Source organism: Aliiroseovarius pelagivivens (assembly GCF_900302485.1).
Lineage (GTDB): Bacteria > Pseudomonadota > Alphaproteobacteria > Rhodobacterales > Rhodobacteraceae > Aliiroseovarius > Aliiroseovarius pelagivivens.
In genome coordinates this window covers 67,567-85,039 of sequence record NZ_OMOI01000002.1, presented here as the reverse complement: position 1 = coordinate 85,039, position 17,473 = coordinate 67,567, and the positions used below count along the sequence as shown (strand labels likewise).

At 58.7% G+C, this 17,473-nt stretch carries 23 protein-coding genes; 15 read left to right on the top strand and 8 right to left on the bottom strand.

Features of this window, described 5'->3' with window-relative positions; genetic code table 11:
• Positions 1 to 9 precede the first annotated feature (9 nt).
• Both ALP8811_RS12610 and ALP8811_RS12605 read left to right on the top strand, forming a co-directional pair.
• Complete coding sequence (locus ALP8811_RS12610; protein ID WP_108857623.1) at positions 10 to 249, top strand: GlsB/YeaQ/YmgE family stress response membrane protein; 240 nt, start codon at positions 10 to 12, stop codon at positions 247 to 249.
• Between the two features lie 34 nt (positions 250 to 283).
• Positions 284 to 946 carry a hypothetical protein gene (locus tag ALP8811_RS12605; protein ID WP_108857622.1) on the top strand — a complete coding sequence of 221 codons (663 nt, stop codon included), beginning with the start codon at positions 284 to 286 and terminating at the stop codon, positions 944 to 946.
• Between the two features lie 10 nt (positions 947 to 956).
• On the opposite strand, the gene rnhA is transcribed toward ALP8811_RS12605, so the two are convergent.
• From rnhA to ALP8811_RS12585, 4 genes are all read right to left on the bottom strand, one after another.
• A complete protein-coding gene (rnhA, locus tag ALP8811_RS12600; RefSeq protein WP_108857621.1) occupies positions 957 to 1,409 on the bottom strand; it encodes a ribonuclease HI in 453 nt (150 codons plus the stop codon).
• Positions 1,410 to 1,427: 18 nt separating this feature from the next.
• The gene (locus ALP8811_RS12595) at positions 1,428 to 2,015 is read right to left on the bottom strand and encodes a class I SAM-dependent DNA methyltransferase (protein ID WP_108857620.1); all 588 of its coding nucleotides are present in this window, start codon (positions 2,013 to 2,015) and stop codon (positions 1,428 to 1,430) included.
• Between the two features lie 6 nt (positions 2,016 to 2,021).
• Positions 2,022 to 2,972, bottom strand: a complete 951-nt coding sequence (gene ispH / locus ALP8811_RS12590) for a 4-hydroxy-3-methylbut-2-enyl diphosphate reductase (protein WP_108857619.1) — start codon at positions 2,970 to 2,972, stop codon at positions 2,022 to 2,024.
• Positions 2,973 to 3,078: 106 nt separating this feature from the next.
• Positions 3,079 to 3,636, bottom strand: coding sequence for a LabA-like NYN domain-containing protein (locus ALP8811_RS12585; RefSeq protein ID WP_108857618.1), 558 nt, complete (start codon positions 3,634 to 3,636; stop codon positions 3,079 to 3,081).
• Positions 3,637 to 3,738: 102 nt separating this feature from the next.
• Between ALP8811_RS12585 and folK the strand changes: the two genes are divergently transcribed.
• The 12 genes from folK to recO all read left to right on the top strand — a co-directional run bounded on the left by folK (position 3,739) and on the right by recO (position 12,861).
• Entirely contained in the window at positions 3,739 to 4,335 is a 597-nt protein-coding gene (gene folK / locus ALP8811_RS12580; RefSeq protein ID WP_245924656.1) for a 2-amino-4-hydroxy-6-hydroxymethyldihydropteridine diphosphokinase, read from the top strand.
• 81 nt (positions 4,336 to 4,416) lie between these two features.
• Entirely contained in the window at positions 4,417 to 4,773 is a 357-nt protein-coding gene (gene rpoZ, locus ALP8811_RS12575; RefSeq protein WP_108857617.1) for a DNA-directed RNA polymerase subunit omega, read from the top strand.
• A 61-nt stretch (positions 4,774 to 4,834) separates the two neighbouring features.
• Positions 4,835 to 6,943: a RelA/SpoT family protein gene (locus ALP8811_RS12570; RefSeq protein WP_245924688.1), complete on the top strand. Its 2,109-nt coding sequence runs from the start codon at positions 4,835 to 4,837 to the stop codon at positions 6,941 to 6,943.
• Between the two features lie 33 nt (positions 6,944 to 6,976).
• On the top strand, positions 6,977 to 7,624 hold the full coding sequence (locus ALP8811_RS12565; protein ID WP_108857616.1) for a DUF2062 domain-containing protein: 648 nt from the start codon (positions 6,977 to 6,979) through the stop codon (positions 7,622 to 7,624).
• A gap of 36 nt (positions 7,625 to 7,660) precedes the next feature.
• Complete coding sequence (locus ALP8811_RS12560) at positions 7,661 to 8,413, top strand: pyridoxine 5'-phosphate synthase (RefSeq protein WP_108857615.1); 753 nt, start codon at positions 7,661 to 7,663, stop codon at positions 8,411 to 8,413.
• Positions 8,413 to 8,868 carry a hypothetical protein gene (locus ALP8811_RS12555; protein WP_108858278.1) on the top strand — a complete coding sequence of 152 codons (456 nt, stop codon included), beginning with the start codon at positions 8,413 to 8,415 and terminating at the stop codon, positions 8,866 to 8,868. Before ALP8811_RS12560 ends, ALP8811_RS12555 begins: the two co-directional genes overlap by 1 nt.
• A complete protein-coding gene (acpS, locus tag ALP8811_RS12550) occupies positions 8,865 to 9,263 on the top strand; it encodes a holo-ACP synthase (RefSeq protein ID WP_108857614.1) in 399 nt (132 codons plus the stop codon). The genes ALP8811_RS12555 and acpS overlap by 4 nt, the downstream gene beginning before the upstream one ends.
• Positions 9,264 to 9,377: 114 nt before the next feature.
• A complete protein-coding gene (gene lepB / locus ALP8811_RS12545) occupies positions 9,378 to 10,157 on the top strand; it encodes a signal peptidase I (RefSeq protein ID WP_108857613.1) in 780 nt (259 codons plus the stop codon).
• Positions 10,154 to 10,834, top strand: coding sequence for a ribonuclease III (gene rnc / locus ALP8811_RS12540; RefSeq protein WP_108857612.1), 681 nt, complete (start codon positions 10,154 to 10,156; stop codon positions 10,832 to 10,834). Before lepB ends, rnc begins: the two co-directional genes overlap by 4 nt.
• 3 nt (positions 10,835 to 10,837) lie before the next feature.
• Positions 10,838 to 11,755 carry a GTPase Era gene (gene era, locus ALP8811_RS12535; protein ID WP_108857611.1) on the top strand — a complete coding sequence of 306 codons (918 nt, stop codon included), beginning with the start codon at positions 10,838 to 10,840 and terminating at the stop codon, positions 11,753 to 11,755.
• A complete protein-coding gene (locus tag ALP8811_RS12530; protein ID WP_108857610.1) occupies positions 11,755 to 12,084 on the top strand; it encodes a DUF1491 family protein in 330 nt (109 codons plus the stop codon). Before era ends, ALP8811_RS12530 begins: the two co-directional genes overlap by 1 nt.
• Positions 12,085 to 12,120: 36 nt before the next feature.
• The gene (gene recO / locus ALP8811_RS12525) at positions 12,121 to 12,861 is read left to right on the top strand and encodes a DNA repair protein RecO (RefSeq protein ID WP_108857609.1); all 741 of its coding nucleotides are present in this window, start codon (positions 12,121 to 12,123) and stop codon (positions 12,859 to 12,861) included.
• Here recO and ALP8811_RS12520 read toward each other — a convergent pair.
• The 3 genes from ALP8811_RS12520 to ALP8811_RS12510 form a co-directional block, all read right to left on the bottom strand.
• Complete coding sequence (locus ALP8811_RS12520; protein ID WP_108857608.1) at positions 12,842 to 13,240, bottom strand: META domain-containing protein; 399 nt, start codon at positions 13,238 to 13,240, stop codon at positions 12,842 to 12,844. The genes recO and ALP8811_RS12520 overlap by 20 nt on opposite strands.
• A gap of 36 nt (positions 13,241 to 13,276) precedes the next feature.
• Positions 13,277 to 13,723 carry a TetR/AcrR family transcriptional regulator gene (locus ALP8811_RS12515; RefSeq protein WP_146184025.1) on the bottom strand — a complete coding sequence of 149 codons (447 nt, stop codon included), beginning with the start codon at positions 13,721 to 13,723 and terminating at the stop codon, positions 13,277 to 13,279.
• A gap of 219 nt (positions 13,724 to 13,942) precedes the next feature.
• Positions 13,943 to 15,592 carry an acyl-CoA dehydrogenase family protein gene (locus ALP8811_RS12510; RefSeq protein ID WP_108857606.1) on the bottom strand — a complete coding sequence of 550 codons (1,650 nt, stop codon included), beginning with the start codon at positions 15,590 to 15,592 and terminating at the stop codon, positions 13,943 to 13,945.
• 190 nt (positions 15,593 to 15,782) lie between these two features.
• Here ALP8811_RS12510 and ALP8811_RS12505 point away from each other — a divergent pair, with 190 nt between their 5' ends.
• Positions 15,783 to 16,550 (top strand): sulfite exporter TauE/SafE family protein, encoded by a 768-nt coding sequence (locus ALP8811_RS12505; protein ID WP_108857605.1) that lies wholly within the window; start codon positions 15,783 to 15,785, stop codon positions 16,548 to 16,550.
• Here the strand turns inward: ALP8811_RS12505 and ALP8811_RS12500 are convergent.
• The gene (locus tag ALP8811_RS12500; RefSeq protein WP_108857604.1) at positions 16,547 to 17,371 is read right to left on the bottom strand and encodes an alpha/beta hydrolase family protein; all 825 of its coding nucleotides are present in this window, start codon (positions 17,369 to 17,371) and stop codon (positions 16,547 to 16,549) included. The genes ALP8811_RS12505 and ALP8811_RS12500 overlap by 4 nt on opposite strands.
• Between the last annotated feature and the right edge of the window lie 102 nt (positions 17,372 to 17,473).

The window sequence follows — 17,473 nt, the reverse complement described above, 5'->3', positions numbered from 1 at the left end:
ATTGGTTTCATGTCGGTTATATTTTTGATCATCGTTGGTGCTGCTGCGGGTTTTCTGGCCACGCGCATCATGGATGTACGCACTGATGTCCCCACGACCATCGCCATTGGTGTCGGGGGTGCGCTGATCAGCGGTCTGTTGATGCGCTTTCTGTTGGCCATCGGCAGCATTGCCTTTGGCGCAATCGGGGCCGTGTTGGGGGCCATTCTGTTGATCTGGCTGTGGCAGAGGTATTCGGGCCGCAGTTAAGACCCGGTTAACCATCCTGCCCCACAGTGAACCCATGTTGGTTCGTTTGCTCATCCTGCTCTGTTTTGCTCTGACTGCGACGGTGTATCAGGCCAGCGCTGGATCGTGGCCGCGCGAACAGGGCGAGGTGTTCCTGTCTGTGTCAGCCAAGCAGGATACCGATCGTCTGCAGGACTATCCGCTTGGCACGGCATATGTTGAATACGGTTTGCGGAACAACATCACAGTATCGGGCAAAGTCAGCTATGATTTCGCGATACTGGAGGCCACAGAATATGAGCTGTCCGTGCGCTGGCATTTTCCCGAGACTGACCAGCCGCTGAGAACGGCACTAAGCCTGACCCTGGCCGGCCCGTCCGAGGATCCTCGGGTCACGCCAGCCGTCCATTTTGGGCGTGGGTTTGACACCGCCTTCGGGTCGGGTTGGGCGGATCTAGAGCTTTACGCCAGCCTTTCCGTGGAAGGTCGAGAGACCGAGTACGGCGGCTTTGGGATGTTGGGATTGAAACCCCGTGATCGGTTGATGATGATGCTTGGCGTAGATGTGATGATGACCCCGGATCAGACTTTCTTGAAAGCCATCCCATCTGTCGCATGGGAGTTGCGTGAGGGGCGTCACCTGACCGCGCAATACATGAAAGGATTGCACGGGACGAACGAAAGCGAACTGGGGTTAGGGTTGTGGCTTCAGTTCTAGGGACAAGAGCCTAGCCCTTGAAAGGCGCCATGCCCGCGCGTGCCAGTTCATCGGCGCGTTCGTTTTCCGGATGGCCTGCGTGGCCTTTGACCCATTCCCATGTCACGTGGTGGCGCGCTTGGGCTTCGTCCAGACGTTGCCAAAGCTCGGCATTTTTGACGGGTTTCTTGGCGGCAGTCTTCCAGCCGTTGCGTTTCCAACCGTGAATCCAGCCGGTGACGCCATTCTTCACATATTGGCTGTCGGTGATAACCGTGATCGCGCAGGGCTTGCCCAGAGTCTCAAGCGCCATGATGGCGGCCATAAGCTCCATCTGGTTGTTGGTAGTCAGCTCCTCGCCACCTTTCAGCTCGCGCTCTTTGACGACAGTGCCGCCTTCCTTGGCCTGCAAAAGTGTGCCCCAGCCGCCGGGGCCGGGATTGCCGGAACAGGCGCCATCGGTATAGGCGAAAAACTCGGCCATGATTGTGTTCCTTTCGCCTTAGCTGCGCGCGTGCAGGACAATCCAATCGGATGACCGACCATCCAGCCCGGTGCCCTTGCCCAGAATGCGGGTGATGATTGCAAAGCCCGCCAAGGTCAACAGCTCTTCCAGTTCATCCTGTTGGTAGTAGGTGTAAAAGCGCCCCAGATCATCGCGCGCGTCGCCTGCGCCAAGTTTCACCCCGATGTGAAGCACGCCCCGTGATTTCAGCAGCCTATGCAGTCGGGTCAGCATCGCGGGCATCTCGGTCCGGGGCAGGTGGAGCAGGCTGAAATTCGCAAAGACCCCATCATAGAGAGACCGACCGTCGATCTGGTGAAACAGAGCCCGTCGCGCGGGAACACCGTGATCGCGGGCACGTTGCACCATCGCGTCAGACCCGTCCGTGGCGTCCACCGTCAGGCCGTGATCCATCATCTGTTTTGCGGTCAGGCCGGGGCCGCACCCCAAGTCCAGAACATGCGCGTGTCGGGGCAAGGCCGCGATGAAACCGTCCAGCCCCGGTGTGTCCTTGGTCGCGACCCGCGCCTCGTATTCGGCGGCTTGGGCGTCATAGACGTCAAGGGTCTGGCGATCCTCGGACATGCCGGCTCAGGCAGGCACACGCAGCACGCGCGGGACTTTGAACTCGATGTTTTCTTGTGCTGTCTCGACCAGCTCAACCGTCACGTCATAGCGGTCGCGGAAGGCGTCGATGACCTCGTCCACCAACACTTGCGGCGCAGACGCGCCTGCGGTCAGACCGACGGTGCGGATCCCTTCAAGCGAGCGCCAATCGATCTCGGATGCGCGCTGCACCAGCATGGAATAGTTGCAGCCATTGGCGCGCGCGACCTCGACCAAGCGGCGCGAGTTCGAGCTGTTGGGCGCACCGATCACCATAACCGCATCCGATTGCGGCGCGATGGCTTTGACCGCGTGCTGACGGTTGGTGGTGGCGTAGCAGATGTCTTCTTTGTGCGGGCCAACAATGGCGGGGAAACGCTCGCGCAGGGCGGCGACAATACCGGCGGTGTCGTCCACTGACAGGGTGGTCTGGGTGATATAGGCCAGCTGTTCTGGATCGCGCGGTTCCAGCGTCGCCACATCCTCGGCGGTTTCGACCAACAGGACTTCTCCGTCGGGCAGTTGGCCCATCGTGCCGACCGTTTCCGGGTGACCTTCGTGGCCGATCATGACCATCTGAAGTCCGTTATCGTGGTGCCGTTCGGCCTCGATGTGCACTTTCGAGACCAGCGGACAGGTGGCATCGACATAGACCATTTCGCGGCGCGAGGCTTCGGCCGGGACGGATTTCGCAACGCCATGTGCCGAGAAGATGACCGGGCGATCATCAGGGCATTCGTTCAGTTCCTCAACGAATACCGCACCCTTCGCGCGCAGCCCGTCCACAACGAATTTGTTGTGCACGATTTCATGGCGGACATAGATCGGCGCGCCCCATTTCTCGATCGCCATTTCGACGATCTTGATGGCGCGATCCACGCCTGCGCAAAAGCCGTTGGGGGCTGCAAGATATAGGGTCAGGGCGGGTTTGGTCATGGCGTCCTCCGATCTGGGTCAGAGGTAAGGGTTTTCACGCCGGGCGTCCAGAGCCGCCCCCCAAAGGAAACAGGCCAGAGCGTTTGCTCCGGCCTGTCTGTTCAGATCAATCTCGGTCTTCCGGCGCGTCAAATTCACGCGGAGGGCGGCCGATCACGTCTTTTAGCTCTTCCAGTTCGATGAAGTTATCGGCCTGACGGCGCAGTTCATCCGCAATCATCGGCGGCTGGCTGCGGATCGTTGATACGACCGATACACGTACGCCTTTACGCTGAAGCGCGGCCACGAGCGGGCGGAAATCGCCGTCGCCCGAGAACAGAACAGCGTGGTCGATATGGTCAGCCAGCTCAAGCGCATCGACGGTCAGTTCGATGTCCATGTTGCCTTTGACTTTCCGGCGCCCCATGGAATCGGTGTATTCCTTGGCGGGCTTCGTCACCATCGAGAAACCGTTATAGTGTAGCCAGTCCACCAACGGACGAATGGGTGAGTATTCGTCGTTTTCCAGAAGGGCTGTATAGTAGAATGCGCGCAGCAGTTTGCCACGACGCATGAACTCTTGCCTAAGCAGCTTATAGTCAATGTCGAACCCCAGCGACTTCGCCGCTGCATAAAGGTTCGAGCCATCGATGAAGAGTGCGAGTCGCTCATCGCGATAGAACATAATTATTCCTTTCCAATTGTCTTCGCCGAGCAATTCCGTGAGTGGTAGGATTGAAATTACTTTTCGAAGAAAACACCCGACGCAATCTAGGGAACATGCGCCGTGCCGCAAGCTAAAAATCACCAAAAAGCCTATTCAAAGGCCTTAGTTCTACTGGGAAGCAACGTTACCTACGCGCTAGAGGAATCATCTAAACTTGTGCGCGATGCGCTAAATTGTCTTTCAGAACGCGGATTAAGAATCACTTCCACTAGTCATTATTATAGCACAGCTTGTTTTCCGGCGGGCGCCGGGCCAGATTTTATCAATGTCGCTGCGCAATTGATGGTGGATGAGCCCCCTGAAAGCCTCTTGATAAAGTTGCATGAAGTCGAAGATGTCTTCGGTCGTGAACGGCCCTCGCGTTGGGCGCAGCGCACGTTGGATATCGATCTGATCGCGTATGATGATCTCGTAATGCCAGATCGCGAGACCTTCCAGCATTGGATGAACTTGCCGCTGGAAGAGCAGATGAAGCAGGCACCGGATCAATTGATCTTGCCTCATCCACGGGTTCAGGATCGCGCGTTTGCGCTGATTCCTCTGTCTGATGTGGCGCCCGACTGGCGTCACCCGGTTTTAGGCAAATCCATCAAAGAGATGGTGGAGGCCTTGTCAGAGGATGAAAAAAGCGAAGTTTCGCCCTTTGAAATGGGCTGAATTGGGGGGATTGTGCTTGTCAACGCCAACCCAGACGCATAAATAGGCCTTTCACATCCCCTTGCAAGGAATGGAACTGACATGGCCCGTGTGACGGTTGAAGATTGCGTTGATAAAGTGCCGAACCGGTTTGATCTGGTTATGCTGGCATCGCATCGTGCGCGTGAAATTTCGGCAGGTGATCAGATCACTGTTGACCGCGACAATGACAAAAACCCCGTTGTGGCTCTGCGCGAGATTGCAGACGAAACCCAGACGGCGGACGAGCTGCGCGAGCGCATGATCGAAGACCACCAGACTCAGATCGAGGTGGACGAGCCCGAAGAAGACAGCATGGCGCTGCTTATGGGGGCCGAAGCTGCTGACAAGCCGGCTGACGACGATATGTCGGAAGAAAAGCTGCTGCGTGCGCTGATGGAAGCGCAGGGTCAGGGCTGAGCGAAAGCGAACGGGGGCGTCACGAGTGACGAGCTGGAAAGAAGAGCTTGTTGATCTCGATATCGACGGTCTGATCGAACGCATTTCGACGTACAATCCCAAGTCCAGTTCGGACCTGCTTATGGCCGCCTTTGAATATGGCGGCCAAATGCATTTTGGGCAGTACCGCCATTCGGGCGACCCTTACTATATGCATCCCTTCGCCGTGGCCGAGATCCTGGCGGATATGCAGCTGGACGATGCCACCATCGTCACCGCGTTTCTGCACGATACGATCGAGGACACCGGGTCCACATACAGCGAAGTTGCCGAGCTGTTTGGCAAAGAGATTGCCGAGCTGGTGGATGGTGTTACCAAGCTGACCAACCTTCAGCTTTCGTCGTCCGAGACAAAGCAGGCCGAAAACTTCCGCAAGCTTTTCATGGCGATGTCCAAGGACATGCGCGTCATTTTGGTCAAGCTTGCCGACCGTCTGCACAACATGCGTACGATCCGGGCAATGCGTCCGGACAAGCAGATCCAGAAATCGCGCGAGACGATGGATATCTACGCCCCATTGGCTGGCCGCATGGGGATGCAGTGGATGCGGGAAGAGCTGGAAGATCTGGCTTTCCACGTTCTGAACCCCGAGGGGCGCAGCTCGATCATGCGGCGGTTCCTGCGTCTTCAGAAGGAAAGTGGCGATGTGATCGAAAAGATCACCGGCGACATCCGTTTGGAGCTGGATAAGGCGGGCATCGACGCCAAGGTATTCGGGCGCGCGAAAAAGCCCTATTCCATCTGGCGCAAGATGGAAGAAAAAGGGCAGAGCTTCTCGCGCCTGTCAGACACTTACGGCTTCCGGGTGATCACGGATAGTGACACGGATTGCTATCGGGTGTTGGGCGCGATCCACCAGCGTTGGCGCGCGGTGCCCGGTCGTTTCAAAGATTATATCAGCCAACCTAAATCGAACGGCTATCGCTCGATCCACACAACAGTATCCGGTCGTGACGGCAAGCGCGTCGAGGTTCAGATCCGCTCGCGCGAGATGCATGAAGTGGCGGAAACCGGTGTGGCGGCGCATTGGTCCTATCGTGATGGGATTCGGGTGGAAAACCCGTTTGCGGTCGATCCCGCCAAGTGGATCGCCTCGCTTACCGAGCGGTTCGAAACGGCGGATGATCACGACGAGTTCCTCGAGCACGTGAAGCTTGAGATGTATCAGGACCAAGTGTTCTGTTTCACCCCGAAAGGCGAAGTGGTCAAACTGCCGCGAGGTGCCACGCCTCTGGATTTCGCCTATGCCATCCACACCCGAATTGGGGACAGCTGCGTGGGTGCAAAGGTTGATGGCATCCGCGTGCCGCTGTGGACGCGCGTCAAAAACGGCCAGTCGGTCGAGATCATGACCGCAGAAGGCCAAAGCCCGCAGGCCACGTGGATCGACATTGTTGTGACAGGCCGCGCCAAGGCCGCCATTCGCAAGAAGTTGCGCAATGACGACCGCGAACGCTATGTCCGCTTGGGACGCGAGCTTGCACGCCTCGCGTTCGAGCATGTCGGACGGAAAGTCAGTGACAAAGCGCTGGCGACAGCCGCCAAGCAGCTTCGACTGAAGGACACGGACGAGCTTTTGGCCCGTCTCGGGTCGGCCGAGCTTCAGGCGCGTGATGTGGTGGGAATTCTGTATCCCGAAGCTGATCCGCACGGAGATGAGGTCGATCTCGATGCCTCGGTGATCGGACTGGAAGCCGGGCAGGACTTCGCGCCCGCTCAATGCTGTCAGCCGGTGCCTGGCGAACGGATCGTCGGGATTTCCTATCGCGGCAAGGGCGTGATGGTGCACACGATTGACTGCGATGCACTGGCTGAACTGGACGACGACAGCTCGCGTTGGGTTGACCTGCATTGGCACTCGGGCAAACACCCAGCCATCCATGTGGTCAGTATCGAATTGACGATTTCCAATGATGCTGGTGTGTTAGGGCGCATCTGCACCTTGATCGGGGAGCAGAAGGCCAATATCTCGGATCTAAGGTTCGTCGACCGGAAGCCGGATTTTTACCGTTTGATCGCCGATGTTCAACTTAGGGATGTCGAACATCTGCATGCCATCATGCTGGCGCTCGAGGCAGACAGTGACGTGGCGGCGGTGCATCGGCATCGGGATTTGAGCCGCAAACCATAACCCACCCGACCGGGCAGGCGGAAGGAAGCGTACGTGTTTAAACGAAATCCGCGATCGTATCTGCGAATCGTAGCGGAATTCTTTTACCCGCGTGGCGGCTGGTACCGCGCGGCACAATACGTAGGGCATCGTTTGCGGCGCCTGCCGGATCCGGCGCACCGGATCTCGCGCGGGATTGCGGTGGGCGTGTTTGCGTCGTTTACCCCCTTTTACGGGCTGCATTTCTTGACCGCGGCCATTTTGTCGTGGCTCTTGCGTGGGAACGTGTTGGCCTCGCTTCTGGCGACTTTTGTGGGCAACCCACTGACCTTCCCCTTGATCGCCGAGCTCTCGGTCAATCTGGGTCACGCCATGCTGGGGCAGGATGTAACGGTCCACCTTCCTGAAATTGTTGCCAGTTTTGCCTCGGCCACCAACGATATTTGGTCGAACCTCAAGTCGATCTTCACCGATGACGTTGCGGACTGGTCGAAGATCAGCCGGTTCTATGACCGGGTGTTCCTGCCGTATCTGGTGGGCTGCCTGATCCCGGGCATGATTGCGGGCATTGCGGCCTATGTGTTGGCCAACCCGGTGATCCACGCTTATCAGCGCCGACGGATCAATAAGCTGAAGTCGCGGTACGAGAAACGGATTGCGGAACGGTTTTCTGAGGGTGGCGGCCCCGACAAAAACAAGTAACACTTTCCAAAACGGAACCGGTGCAGGAGCGCGAACATGACACAGACCGCAGGCAAGCTTCGGCTTGGCGTGAACATTGACCACGTGGCAACCGTGCGCAACGCGCGTGGGTCGGCCTATCCTGATCCGGTGCGGGCTGCGAAACTGGCGGAAGTGGCCGGGGCCGATGGCATCACCGCGCATCTGCGCGAAGACCGTCGCCATATCCGGGATGAAGACATTGATGGCTTGATGGCTGCTTTGACCACTCCCTTGAACTTCGAGTGCGCGGCGACCGAGGAAATGCAGGCGATTGCCCTTCGCCACAAACCCCACGCGGTCTGTCTGGTGCCCGAGAAGCGCGAGGAACTGACGACCGAGGGCGGTTTGGACGTGGCGCGCAATGACAACCGTCTGGGTGACTACATCCTGCCGCTACGTGATGCGGGATGCAGGGTGTCGATGTTCATCGACGCGGATGCCGAGCAGATCAAAGCTTCGGCGCGGATTGGCGCGGCGGTGGTCGAGCTGCACACTGGTGCCTATTGCGATTTCCACGCGGAAGGGGAATTCGACAAACGCGATGCCGAGCTGGAACGCCTGCGCGAGGGCGCGGCGTTTGCCCATTCGCTGGGGCTTGAGGTGCACGCCGGTCATGGCCTGACCTATGACACCGTCGCCCCAATTGCCGCTATGTCCGAGGTGGTCGAGCTGAACATCGGCCATTTCCTGATCGGCGAGTCGATCTTCCGCGGTATGCCCGACGCCATCGCCGAGATGCGCCGCCTGATGGACGAGGCCCGGGGATGATGCGTGCTCTGATCGCCTGCCTACCGTTGCTGTTTGGAACCCCCGCATTGGCGCAGTCTGTTTCAGAATGCGACTGGCGGGCAGGAGCCGCCGTCATCGCCGAGCCGTGGCCGGACAACACGCGGACTTACAGCAATGGGAAGGTGCGGTTGGCAGTCCTCGACACGATCGAGCCCGCCGCCGCTGCATTTCACCTTCTGGTCTTGTCGCCACCTTATTCCGAGGTTGGGGACCGACAATGCCGTGTCGTGTCTCTGGACGGCGCGTTGGGCTTCTCGGGAATGGATATCTCGAAGATCGAGTCCGACTATGATCCCGCGCGCGGATTGATGTTTACCCTTCCCGCGGGGCTCTACAATCCAGAGACCGGCGGAAGCAATTGGCGCCAATTGTCGATCACGCTGAACCAAGCGACGGGCCAAATCATTACGACCTTGGGGGATCTGGCACGTTGATCCTTGGCATCGGCACGGACCTTGCGAATATCGAACGCATTCAGGGCACGTTGGATCGGTTCGGCGACCGGTTCCGCAGCCGTGTCTTCACGGACCGCGAGATGGCCAAAGCCGCCCGTCGCAGGGATGAAGCGGGTACGTTGGCCAAACGATGGGCCGCGAAAGAGGCGTGTTCCAAAGCGCTGGGGACCGGGCTTGCCATGGGGATCAGCTGGCGCGACATGGCGGTATCGAACTTGCGGACAGGCCAGCCGGTGATGGAGGTCACGGGCTGGGCCAAGGACCGTTTAGACGAAATGACTCCTGCCGGGCACGAGGCCGTGATCCACGTCACCTTGACCGATGACCACCCTTGGGCGCAGGCATTTGTGGTGATTGAGGCGCGTCCCGTCTAAATCCCCAACCAAAGCCGCCGAAACCCGGTGTGAAACTTGACTCCTGCCCCCCATCCGCCCATATCGCCCCAATAGATTTTGGCCCCTGCGGCCTGACAAACAAAAGGCAGCTACATGACCGAGAAGCAGAAAGATGGCCTGTGGGAGAACGTCAAAACGATCTTCTGGGCGCTGATCATCGCCGGGATCTTCCGCACCCTGTTCTTTCAGCCCTTCTGGATCCCTACCGGGTCGATGAAAGACACGCTGTTGATCGGTGACTTTCTGTTCGTGAACAAGATGGCCTATGGCTATTCCAAGTACTCGTGCCCGTTCTCAAGCTGCCCGATCTCGGGGCGTATCCTTGGATCCGAGCCCGAACGTGGTGACGTTGTTGTGTTCCGTCATCCGACCCTTGGCACCGACTATGTGAAACGTCTGGTTGGCCTGCCGGGTGACAAAATTCAGGTTAAGAGCAGTGTCCTTTGGATTAACGGCGAAGAGGCCAAGCAGGTATCTGCCGGGATGTTCTCGGAAACCAAGCTGCCGCAGGGCCGCTTCCGCACCATCCCGCAATGTATCAACCGTCCGGTTGGCGAAGGTGGCGAGTGCCTGAAAGAAAAGTTCGTCGAAACTTTGCCGGGGGGCGTGTCCCACTCGATCCTGAATTTCGCCAACCGCAGCGTGGACAACACCAATGTGTTTACCGTGCCTGAAGGCCACTATTTCTTCATGGGCGACAACCGTGACAACTCGATCGACAGCCGTGTCAGCCCGAACGCTGGCGGCGTGGGTTTCGTACCCGCCGAGTACCTTCTGGGGCGTGCGGACCGCATCATGTTCTCGGCTGCTGGCAAGCGCCTGTTCTACTTCTGGACTTGGCGCTCTGATCGTTTCTTCAAGGAAATCGAGTGAAGCTGTCCTCTGATCTCATCGCCTTCACGGCACGCATTGGGTACGAGTTCTCGAAACCCGAACTGCTGATCCGCGCGCTGACGCATGGGTCGCTTTCTTCAGAAACGCGCCCTGACAACCAGCGGCTTGAGTTTCTGGGCGACCGCGTGCTTGGGCTGGTGATGTCCGAAAAGCTTCTGGCCGACGACCCAGACGCGCCCGAAGGCACCCTGGCGCCGCGCTATAACGCTTTGGTGCGCAAGGAAACCTGCGCCGATGTAGCCAAGCAGATTGAACTGGGCGAAGTCCTGAAACTGGGCCGGTCCGAGATGAAGACCGGCGGTCGGCGTAAGCTGGCGCTTTTGGGTGACGCGATGGAGGCCGTTATTGCGGCCGTCTATCTGGACGGCGGGTTGGACCCGGCGCGGGATATGATCATCCGCTTGTGGGGCGAACGCATCCACAAGGTCGAGGCCGACGCCCGCGACGCAAAAACAGCCCTGCAAGAATGGGCGCAGGCGCGTAAGATGACCGTGCCGAAATATGTCGAGACAAGCCGCGAAGGCCCGGATCACGCCCCGGTCTTCACCATCGAAGTGCAGTTGCCCGATGGTCGTGCAGCGCAGGCGAAAGCCAACTCAAAACGGGCCGCCGAACAAGCTGCGGCCAAAGCGCTTTTGGCGCAGGTTGAAGGATAAAAGATGTCGGATGCGAAAACACGCGCGGGCTTTGTCGCCCTGATTGGCGAACCCAATGCGGGCAAGTCGACGCTGACGAACCATATGGTTGGGGCGAAGGTCTCGATCGTGACGCACAAAGTGCAAACCACCCGCGCGCGCATTCGCGGCGTGGCCATCGAAGGCGACGCTCAGATTGTTTTTGTGGACACGCCCGGCCTGTTCCAACCGCGCCGCCGTCTGGACCGTGCAATGGTGGCAGCCGCTTGGGGCGGCGCATCGGACGCGGACGTGATCGTTCTACTGGTCGAGGCGCATCGCGGTGTCACCGAAGGCGTGCAGCGCATTCTGGAAGGTCTGGAAGAGATCGGGAAGGGCCGTACGGTTGCGCTGGCCATCAACAAGATCGACCGCGTGCAATCCGAAGTGCTTCTGGCCCTGACCAAAGATCTGAACGAACGCTATAATTTTGCCGAAACCTTCATGATCTCGGCCGAGAAAGGCCACGGCGTGAAGGATCTGCGCAAGTGGCTGGCGGATCGCCTGCCAGAAGGTCCGTGGCTGTACCCCGAAGACCAGATCGCTGATTTGCCCATGCGCATGATCGCGGCCGAGATGACGCGCGAAAAGCTGACCCTGCGCCTGCATCAGGAATTGCCCTATCAGCTGACGGTCGAGACCGAAAACTGGGAAGAGCGCAAAGATGGGTCCGCGCGTGTGGATCAGATCATCTATGTCGCGCGTGACGGTCACAAAGGTATCATTCTGGGCAAACGCGGCGAGACGATCAAAGCCGTCAGCCAGTCAGCCCGCGCCGAACTGGAAGAGTTCATGGGCCGCAAGATCCACCTGTTTTTGCAGGTAAAAGTTCGCCCCAACTGGCTTGAGGAAAAAGAGCGCTACTCGGAAATGGGGCTCGATTTCCGCGACGGGAATAAGTGATGCGCCTGACGGCCGATGTCTGGGTCTCGGCCTATCTGACGCGGCTGCGCCTGTCTGACATTCCAGCCTTCGTGACCCAGAAGGGCGACGCGACCGCTGGTGCTGTGTTGGTAAAGATGAACACGCTGGACGGGCAGGCGGTGGCCTATCAACGCAGCTTTGATCTGATGACAGGTGATCGCTGCTGGGTGGTGCTGACGGAAGGCGTCGAAGCCGACGTGGATGCAGCGCTTCAGCGCCAGAAGGGCTTTGATCCGGACCTGTGGGTGATCGAGGTCGAAGACAAGCAAGGCCGCCACCTTCTGGACGAACCGGGGCTTTCAGACTGACGCGTGCCCGGCTAGGCTGCGTGCAGGAGGGTCGCAATGGATTGGCGGGATCAAGGGGCGTTGTTGTCCGTGCGCAAGCATGGCGAAACCTCTGTCATCATTGATGTTTTCACAGCAGAACACGGACGTCATGCGGGCGTCGTGCGCGGAGGTGTCAGCCGTAAGATTGCGCCCACTCTGCAACCCGGCGCACAGCTCGACGTTACATGGCGCGCACGGTTGGAAGAGCATATCGGTAGCTATACGGTTGAGCCTTTACGCTCGCGTGCGCTGGTCCTGTCAGATCGCACCGCCTTGGCTGGTCTGAATGCAATTACCGCGATGTTGGCCTATGCCCTTCCTGAACGCGAACCCCATCCTGTTTTGTATGATCGCACGCAGTCCATGCTGGACCTACTTGGTGTCAACGAGGCGTGGCCTACGGCCTATCTGAAATGGGAACTCGCATTGCTAGAGGAGCTGGGCTTTGGCCTGGATCTGGCCGAATGTGCCGTCACGGGGGCACGAGACGATCTGGCCTATGTCTCGCCCAAAACGGGGCGGGCGGTGTCCGCCGAAGGGGCAGGGGAGTGGGCGGATCGTTTGCTGCCTCTGCCACCCGAGCTTCTGGGCGTTGGCGATGGGGCGCTCGCAAATGTCTTGGACGGGCTGGTGACCACGGGGCACTTCCTGACCCATGGCATCGCGCATGCGCTTGGCGACAAACCTCTGCCCGAGGCGCGGGCGCGGCTTGTGGACCGGCTCAAACGCGATGCGGCTAACGCGGAAGACTCGTAAACACCATCTCGCGCCCATCTTCATTGGACAGGATCAACGTATCGCCTGACACTTCTGCGAGGCGCATCTGGCCAAGGGCCTCGAAGAATTCAGCCTCGGCCGTCAGGTCCGGACAGGCGCGTTTCGTGGCGGCAATTGGGCCGGTTTCAAACCACGGGTATGGCGCAGATTGGGTGCCGGAATAGCTGTTGCACGGGGCTTGTCCGGCAATTCGGCCCTTTTCAGGAAAGCTGATCGTGGCCTTCGCAGGGAATGAGGCACCGTCCAGCTCGACCAACTTCCAACTTGTATTGGTGTTGGCATAGCCTGAAATGGTTTCGTCTTTGCAGCCAGATGACATCACGGCGGCCCCTATTGCGATCCATAGAAGTTGTTTCATTTGATCTATGTGGTGATTGCCGCGCGAATTTCCAGCCTAGGCATCCCGCAGAGCCAGAAGGGCTGCTAACAGCGTGCTTATGGCATCTTGGTCGGCCGAGCGGTTGTTGGTCGAAAGTGTTCCAAATCCGATCAGCGCGCTGTGCACGATGTGGATAAAGTCAGGGTTGGGCAGGTCGAGGTCGCGCAAGATCCCGGACAGAAACTGCTCGCGTGCTTGATCGACGGTTGCCACAGCATTCGCTGCCGTATGGTTTTCGTGTGCCCATGCGCGTACGGGCGCATCGATACCGGCAGGCAGCGGGTCTTGGGGGTGTGATAGATTTTCTGCAAAAAGCGTCAGGCGTCCAACGGGGGTTGCTTCTGACCGCGATTGATCTTCTAGGGCAGACAATGACAGCTCTTCCCATCGTGTAAGAACTGATGTGTGAAAGTCCTGCAGATCTTTGAAATGCCAGTAAAAAGACCCCTTTGTCGTCTTCATGTGACGTGACAGGGGTTCGGCCTTCAGGCTTGTGTGTCCATGAAGCGAAAGGGTGTTCAGCCCTTCAATTATCCAATCATCTTTGCGAAGTCGTTGTCGATGATTTGTCATTCGCGGATCTCCATACGCAACCGTATGTTGTCTCTAGCCCGAATGAGACCATACGCAATCGTATGGGGCGACTTGGTGTCCCTCAACGCCCCATACGTGTTATTTGTATCAACCCAGAAGACGGCGGGCGATGACCTGTGCCTGGATCTCGGCGGCACCTTCAAAGATGTTCAGGATACGCGCGTCGCACAGTACGCGGCTGATTTGGTATTCCAGCGCGAAGCCGTTGCCGCCGTGGATCTGCAGCGCGTTGTCCGCACAGGCCCATGCGATACGCGCACCCAGAAGCTTGGCCATACCAGCTTCAAGATCACAGCGATGGCCGTGGTCCTTTTCCCAAGCCGAGAAATAGGTCAGCTGACGCGCGACCATGATCTCAACCGCCATCATGGCCAGCTTGTTGGCCACGCGGGGGAAGTTGATCAGCGACTTGCCGAACTGCTTGCGATCCTCTGCATACTGCATGCCGATTTCCAGCGCGTTCTGAGCCACGCCGATCGCACGGGCTGCGGTTTGAATGCGAGCAGCCTCGAAGGTTTTCATCAGCTGTTTGAAGCCCTGACCTTCAACGCCTCCCAGCAGGTTTTCACCCTTCACTTTGAAACCGTCAAAGCCCAGCTCGAATTCTTTCATACCGCGATAGCCCAGCACCTCGATCTCGCCGCCGGTCATTCCTTCGGTCGGGAACGGGTTTTCGTCGTCGCCGGGGGTCTTCTCGGCCAGGAACATCGACAGACCGCGGTGGTCTTTGCTGTCCGGGTCAGTGCGTGCCAGCAGCGTCATCACGTGGGTCCGCGCGGCGTGGGTGATCCAGGTCTTGTTGCCGGTCACTTCATAGTCGCCGTCAGCGTTCTTCACCGCACGGGTACGCAGCGATCCCAGGTCCGAGCCGGTGTTGGGTTCGGTGAACACGGCGGTCGGCAGGATTTCTGCGCTGGCCAGCTTGGGCAGCCAGTGTTGCTTTTGTTCCTCGGTGCCGCCGGCCTCGACCAATTCGGCCGCGATTTCCGAGCGGGTGCCCAACGATCCCACACCAATATAACCACGCGACAGTTCTTCCGAGACAACAACCATCGACGCTTTCGACAAGCCCAGTCCGCCATATTCTTCCGGAATGGTCAGGCCAAAGACGCCCATCTCGGCGAGCTCTTCCAGAATTTCCAGCGGGATGTAATCGTCTTTCAGGTGCCATTCGTGGGCGTTCGGGACGACGCGTTCATCCGCATAGCGGCGGAACTGTTCGCGGATCATCTCAAGCTCGTCATCCAGACCGGTGGCGCCGAAGGTGGCATGGCCTGCGTTATCTTGCATCAACTCGACCAGACGGGTGCGGGCGGCTTGGCTGTTGCCGTTGGCGATCAGCGCGTTGATTGCGTCGGTGTCCAGAGCGGCGCCATCAACACCCATATCGGCCAGACGCGCCATTTCGTTCTGGCTCATCATCATGCCGCCCTTCATTTGGGCGAGGTATTCTCCGAATGCGATCTGAAGGATCAGCTTTTCCATCTCGCCGAATCGACCTTCGCCGGTCAGGCGCGTGGCCCAGGCGTTCATCTGGCGCAGGCTTTCGGCATAAGTGGCCAGCCACGACAAGGCGTGCGCGGCGGCTTGATGCTCTTCCAGTTTTGCGCCCGAAACGCGGTCGCCATCCGTGACCCGCGCGCGGACATTTTCCTTGGCGGCGTCAAAGGTTGCTTCGACCGGGGCAAGAGCCGCGCCGGTCAGGTCAAGAAGGTTGTCGATCAGGGCGCTGGTCATGGGGAACTCCTGTCACATATGGCCGGGATTCGGCGGCTTATTTTGCGTCTGCAGAGAGATAATCCTTTTGCAGGTGCAGCGCAATAAAAATACGCCAGAAACCTTAGTTGTGAACATATATAACGCGAGGGGGTTTTTGGTGCCGTGTATGTTTTATTCCGCTAGAAGGGTCGTGAACTGGAGGATGCGCATGGGAATTCTGGCCGACCTGACCTTGTCGACGCTGTGTTTCGCCGTCGCAATCACGGTATTCGCGGGCTTGGTAAAAGGCGTGGTTGGGTTCGGGCTGCCGTTGATCATGATCTCGGGGCTTGCGACCTTTTTGCCGGCTGAGGTCGCCTTGGCAGCGTTGATACTGCCAACCGCCAGCACCAACGTTCGGCAAGCATTGCGGCAGGGACCGCACACTGCGTGGCAGGTAGTGCGAAAGTTTCGCGTCTTCTTGCTGGGCCTGTTCGTCACCCTAATTATCAGCGCGCAGATGGTGCTGTTTCTGCCTCAGCGCCTGTTCTTCATCCTGATCGGTGTTCCCATTGTGTTGTTCTGTTTGATGCAGTTGCGCGGCTGGGTGCCGACCCTTCGTCCAGAAAACCGAGTACGGGATGAAAGCATCATCTCGTCGATCTCTGGACTGGTTGGTGGGATCTCGGGCGTTTGGGGGCCACCGTTCGTGGCCTATCTAACCGCAACAAACACTCCGAAATCCGAGCAGATGCTGGCGCAGGGTGTTGTCTACGGGTTCGGGGCAATGGTCCTTGTGGGCGCGCATATGCAATCGGGTGTGTTCAATGCATACACCGCACCTTTGTCCGCGGCGATGTTGATCCCGGCGTTTCTGGGAATGGCCCTGGGCTATCGCCTGCATGATCGGATGCCGCAGAAGACCTTCAAGCGCGCGACGCTGGTCGTATTGACTGTTGCCGGGTTGAACCTGATCCGGCGCGGTCTGATGGGCTAGGCAATCAGGGCGGGCCACAGCGCTGCATTCTGGCGGCGGAACGTATCTGTGTGGCCGACCTTGGCTAGACCAAAGTCGCGCGGGTGAAGTGTCAGATGCTCAGTTTGAGTGCCGGGATAGAGCTCGGCCAATCGGGCTACGGCATTAGGCGGAACCGAAAGATCATCGGACAGAGACACCATGCGAAAGTCGCAGGTCAGCGCTGCCTCTTTGGCGGCAGGAACAATCGGATCTGCGGCGGTAAACCCGCGCGTCGTGCACCAATGCTTCCACTGTGTGAATACGGGCCCCGGAATATCGGTGCCAAGGCCGGACAGTTGTTTCGGGACATATCCAAGCATCGCGACCGATGCGGGTCCAACACCGAACCAAAGCGCACGCACCATGGCTTGAAACGGCCAAGGATGGTCCGTTGTGTGCACCGGACCAGAGCAGACGGTGATTACGCGGGCGATTTCTTCCGTACGTTCCTGCCGGGCCAGAAGCAGTCCGCCCAGCGAATGCCCCATCACCCAGATTGGCAAACCACCCGCGCGGGCAGACAGCCAATCGCGCGCGGCTTGGGTGTCGTGCAGGCCCCAATCCAACAGAGTTGCAGTGACATCTTTCACGTGACCTCGGGCAGAGGTTGCGAAATCGCGGTAATCATAGATCAGACATGAAACGTTCTGGGTCTCGGCCAGCCACGCGGCGAAATGGCGATAGAAGCGGTGCGGAACGCCTGTCGCACCATTCAGAACGGCAACCGCGCGTGGGGTGTCGGCGGCGAAGAAGGTGCCGGTCAGCGGGGCAGGGCCATCTATGGTGACAGTCTGGGTCATGGGCTTATGCAAATGCAAAGTTTACGTTTGCGTAAAGCATGACTGCGCGTCAGCGCAAAAGAAAACGCCCCGGTGATGGACCGGGGCGTTTGTCTAATTCTG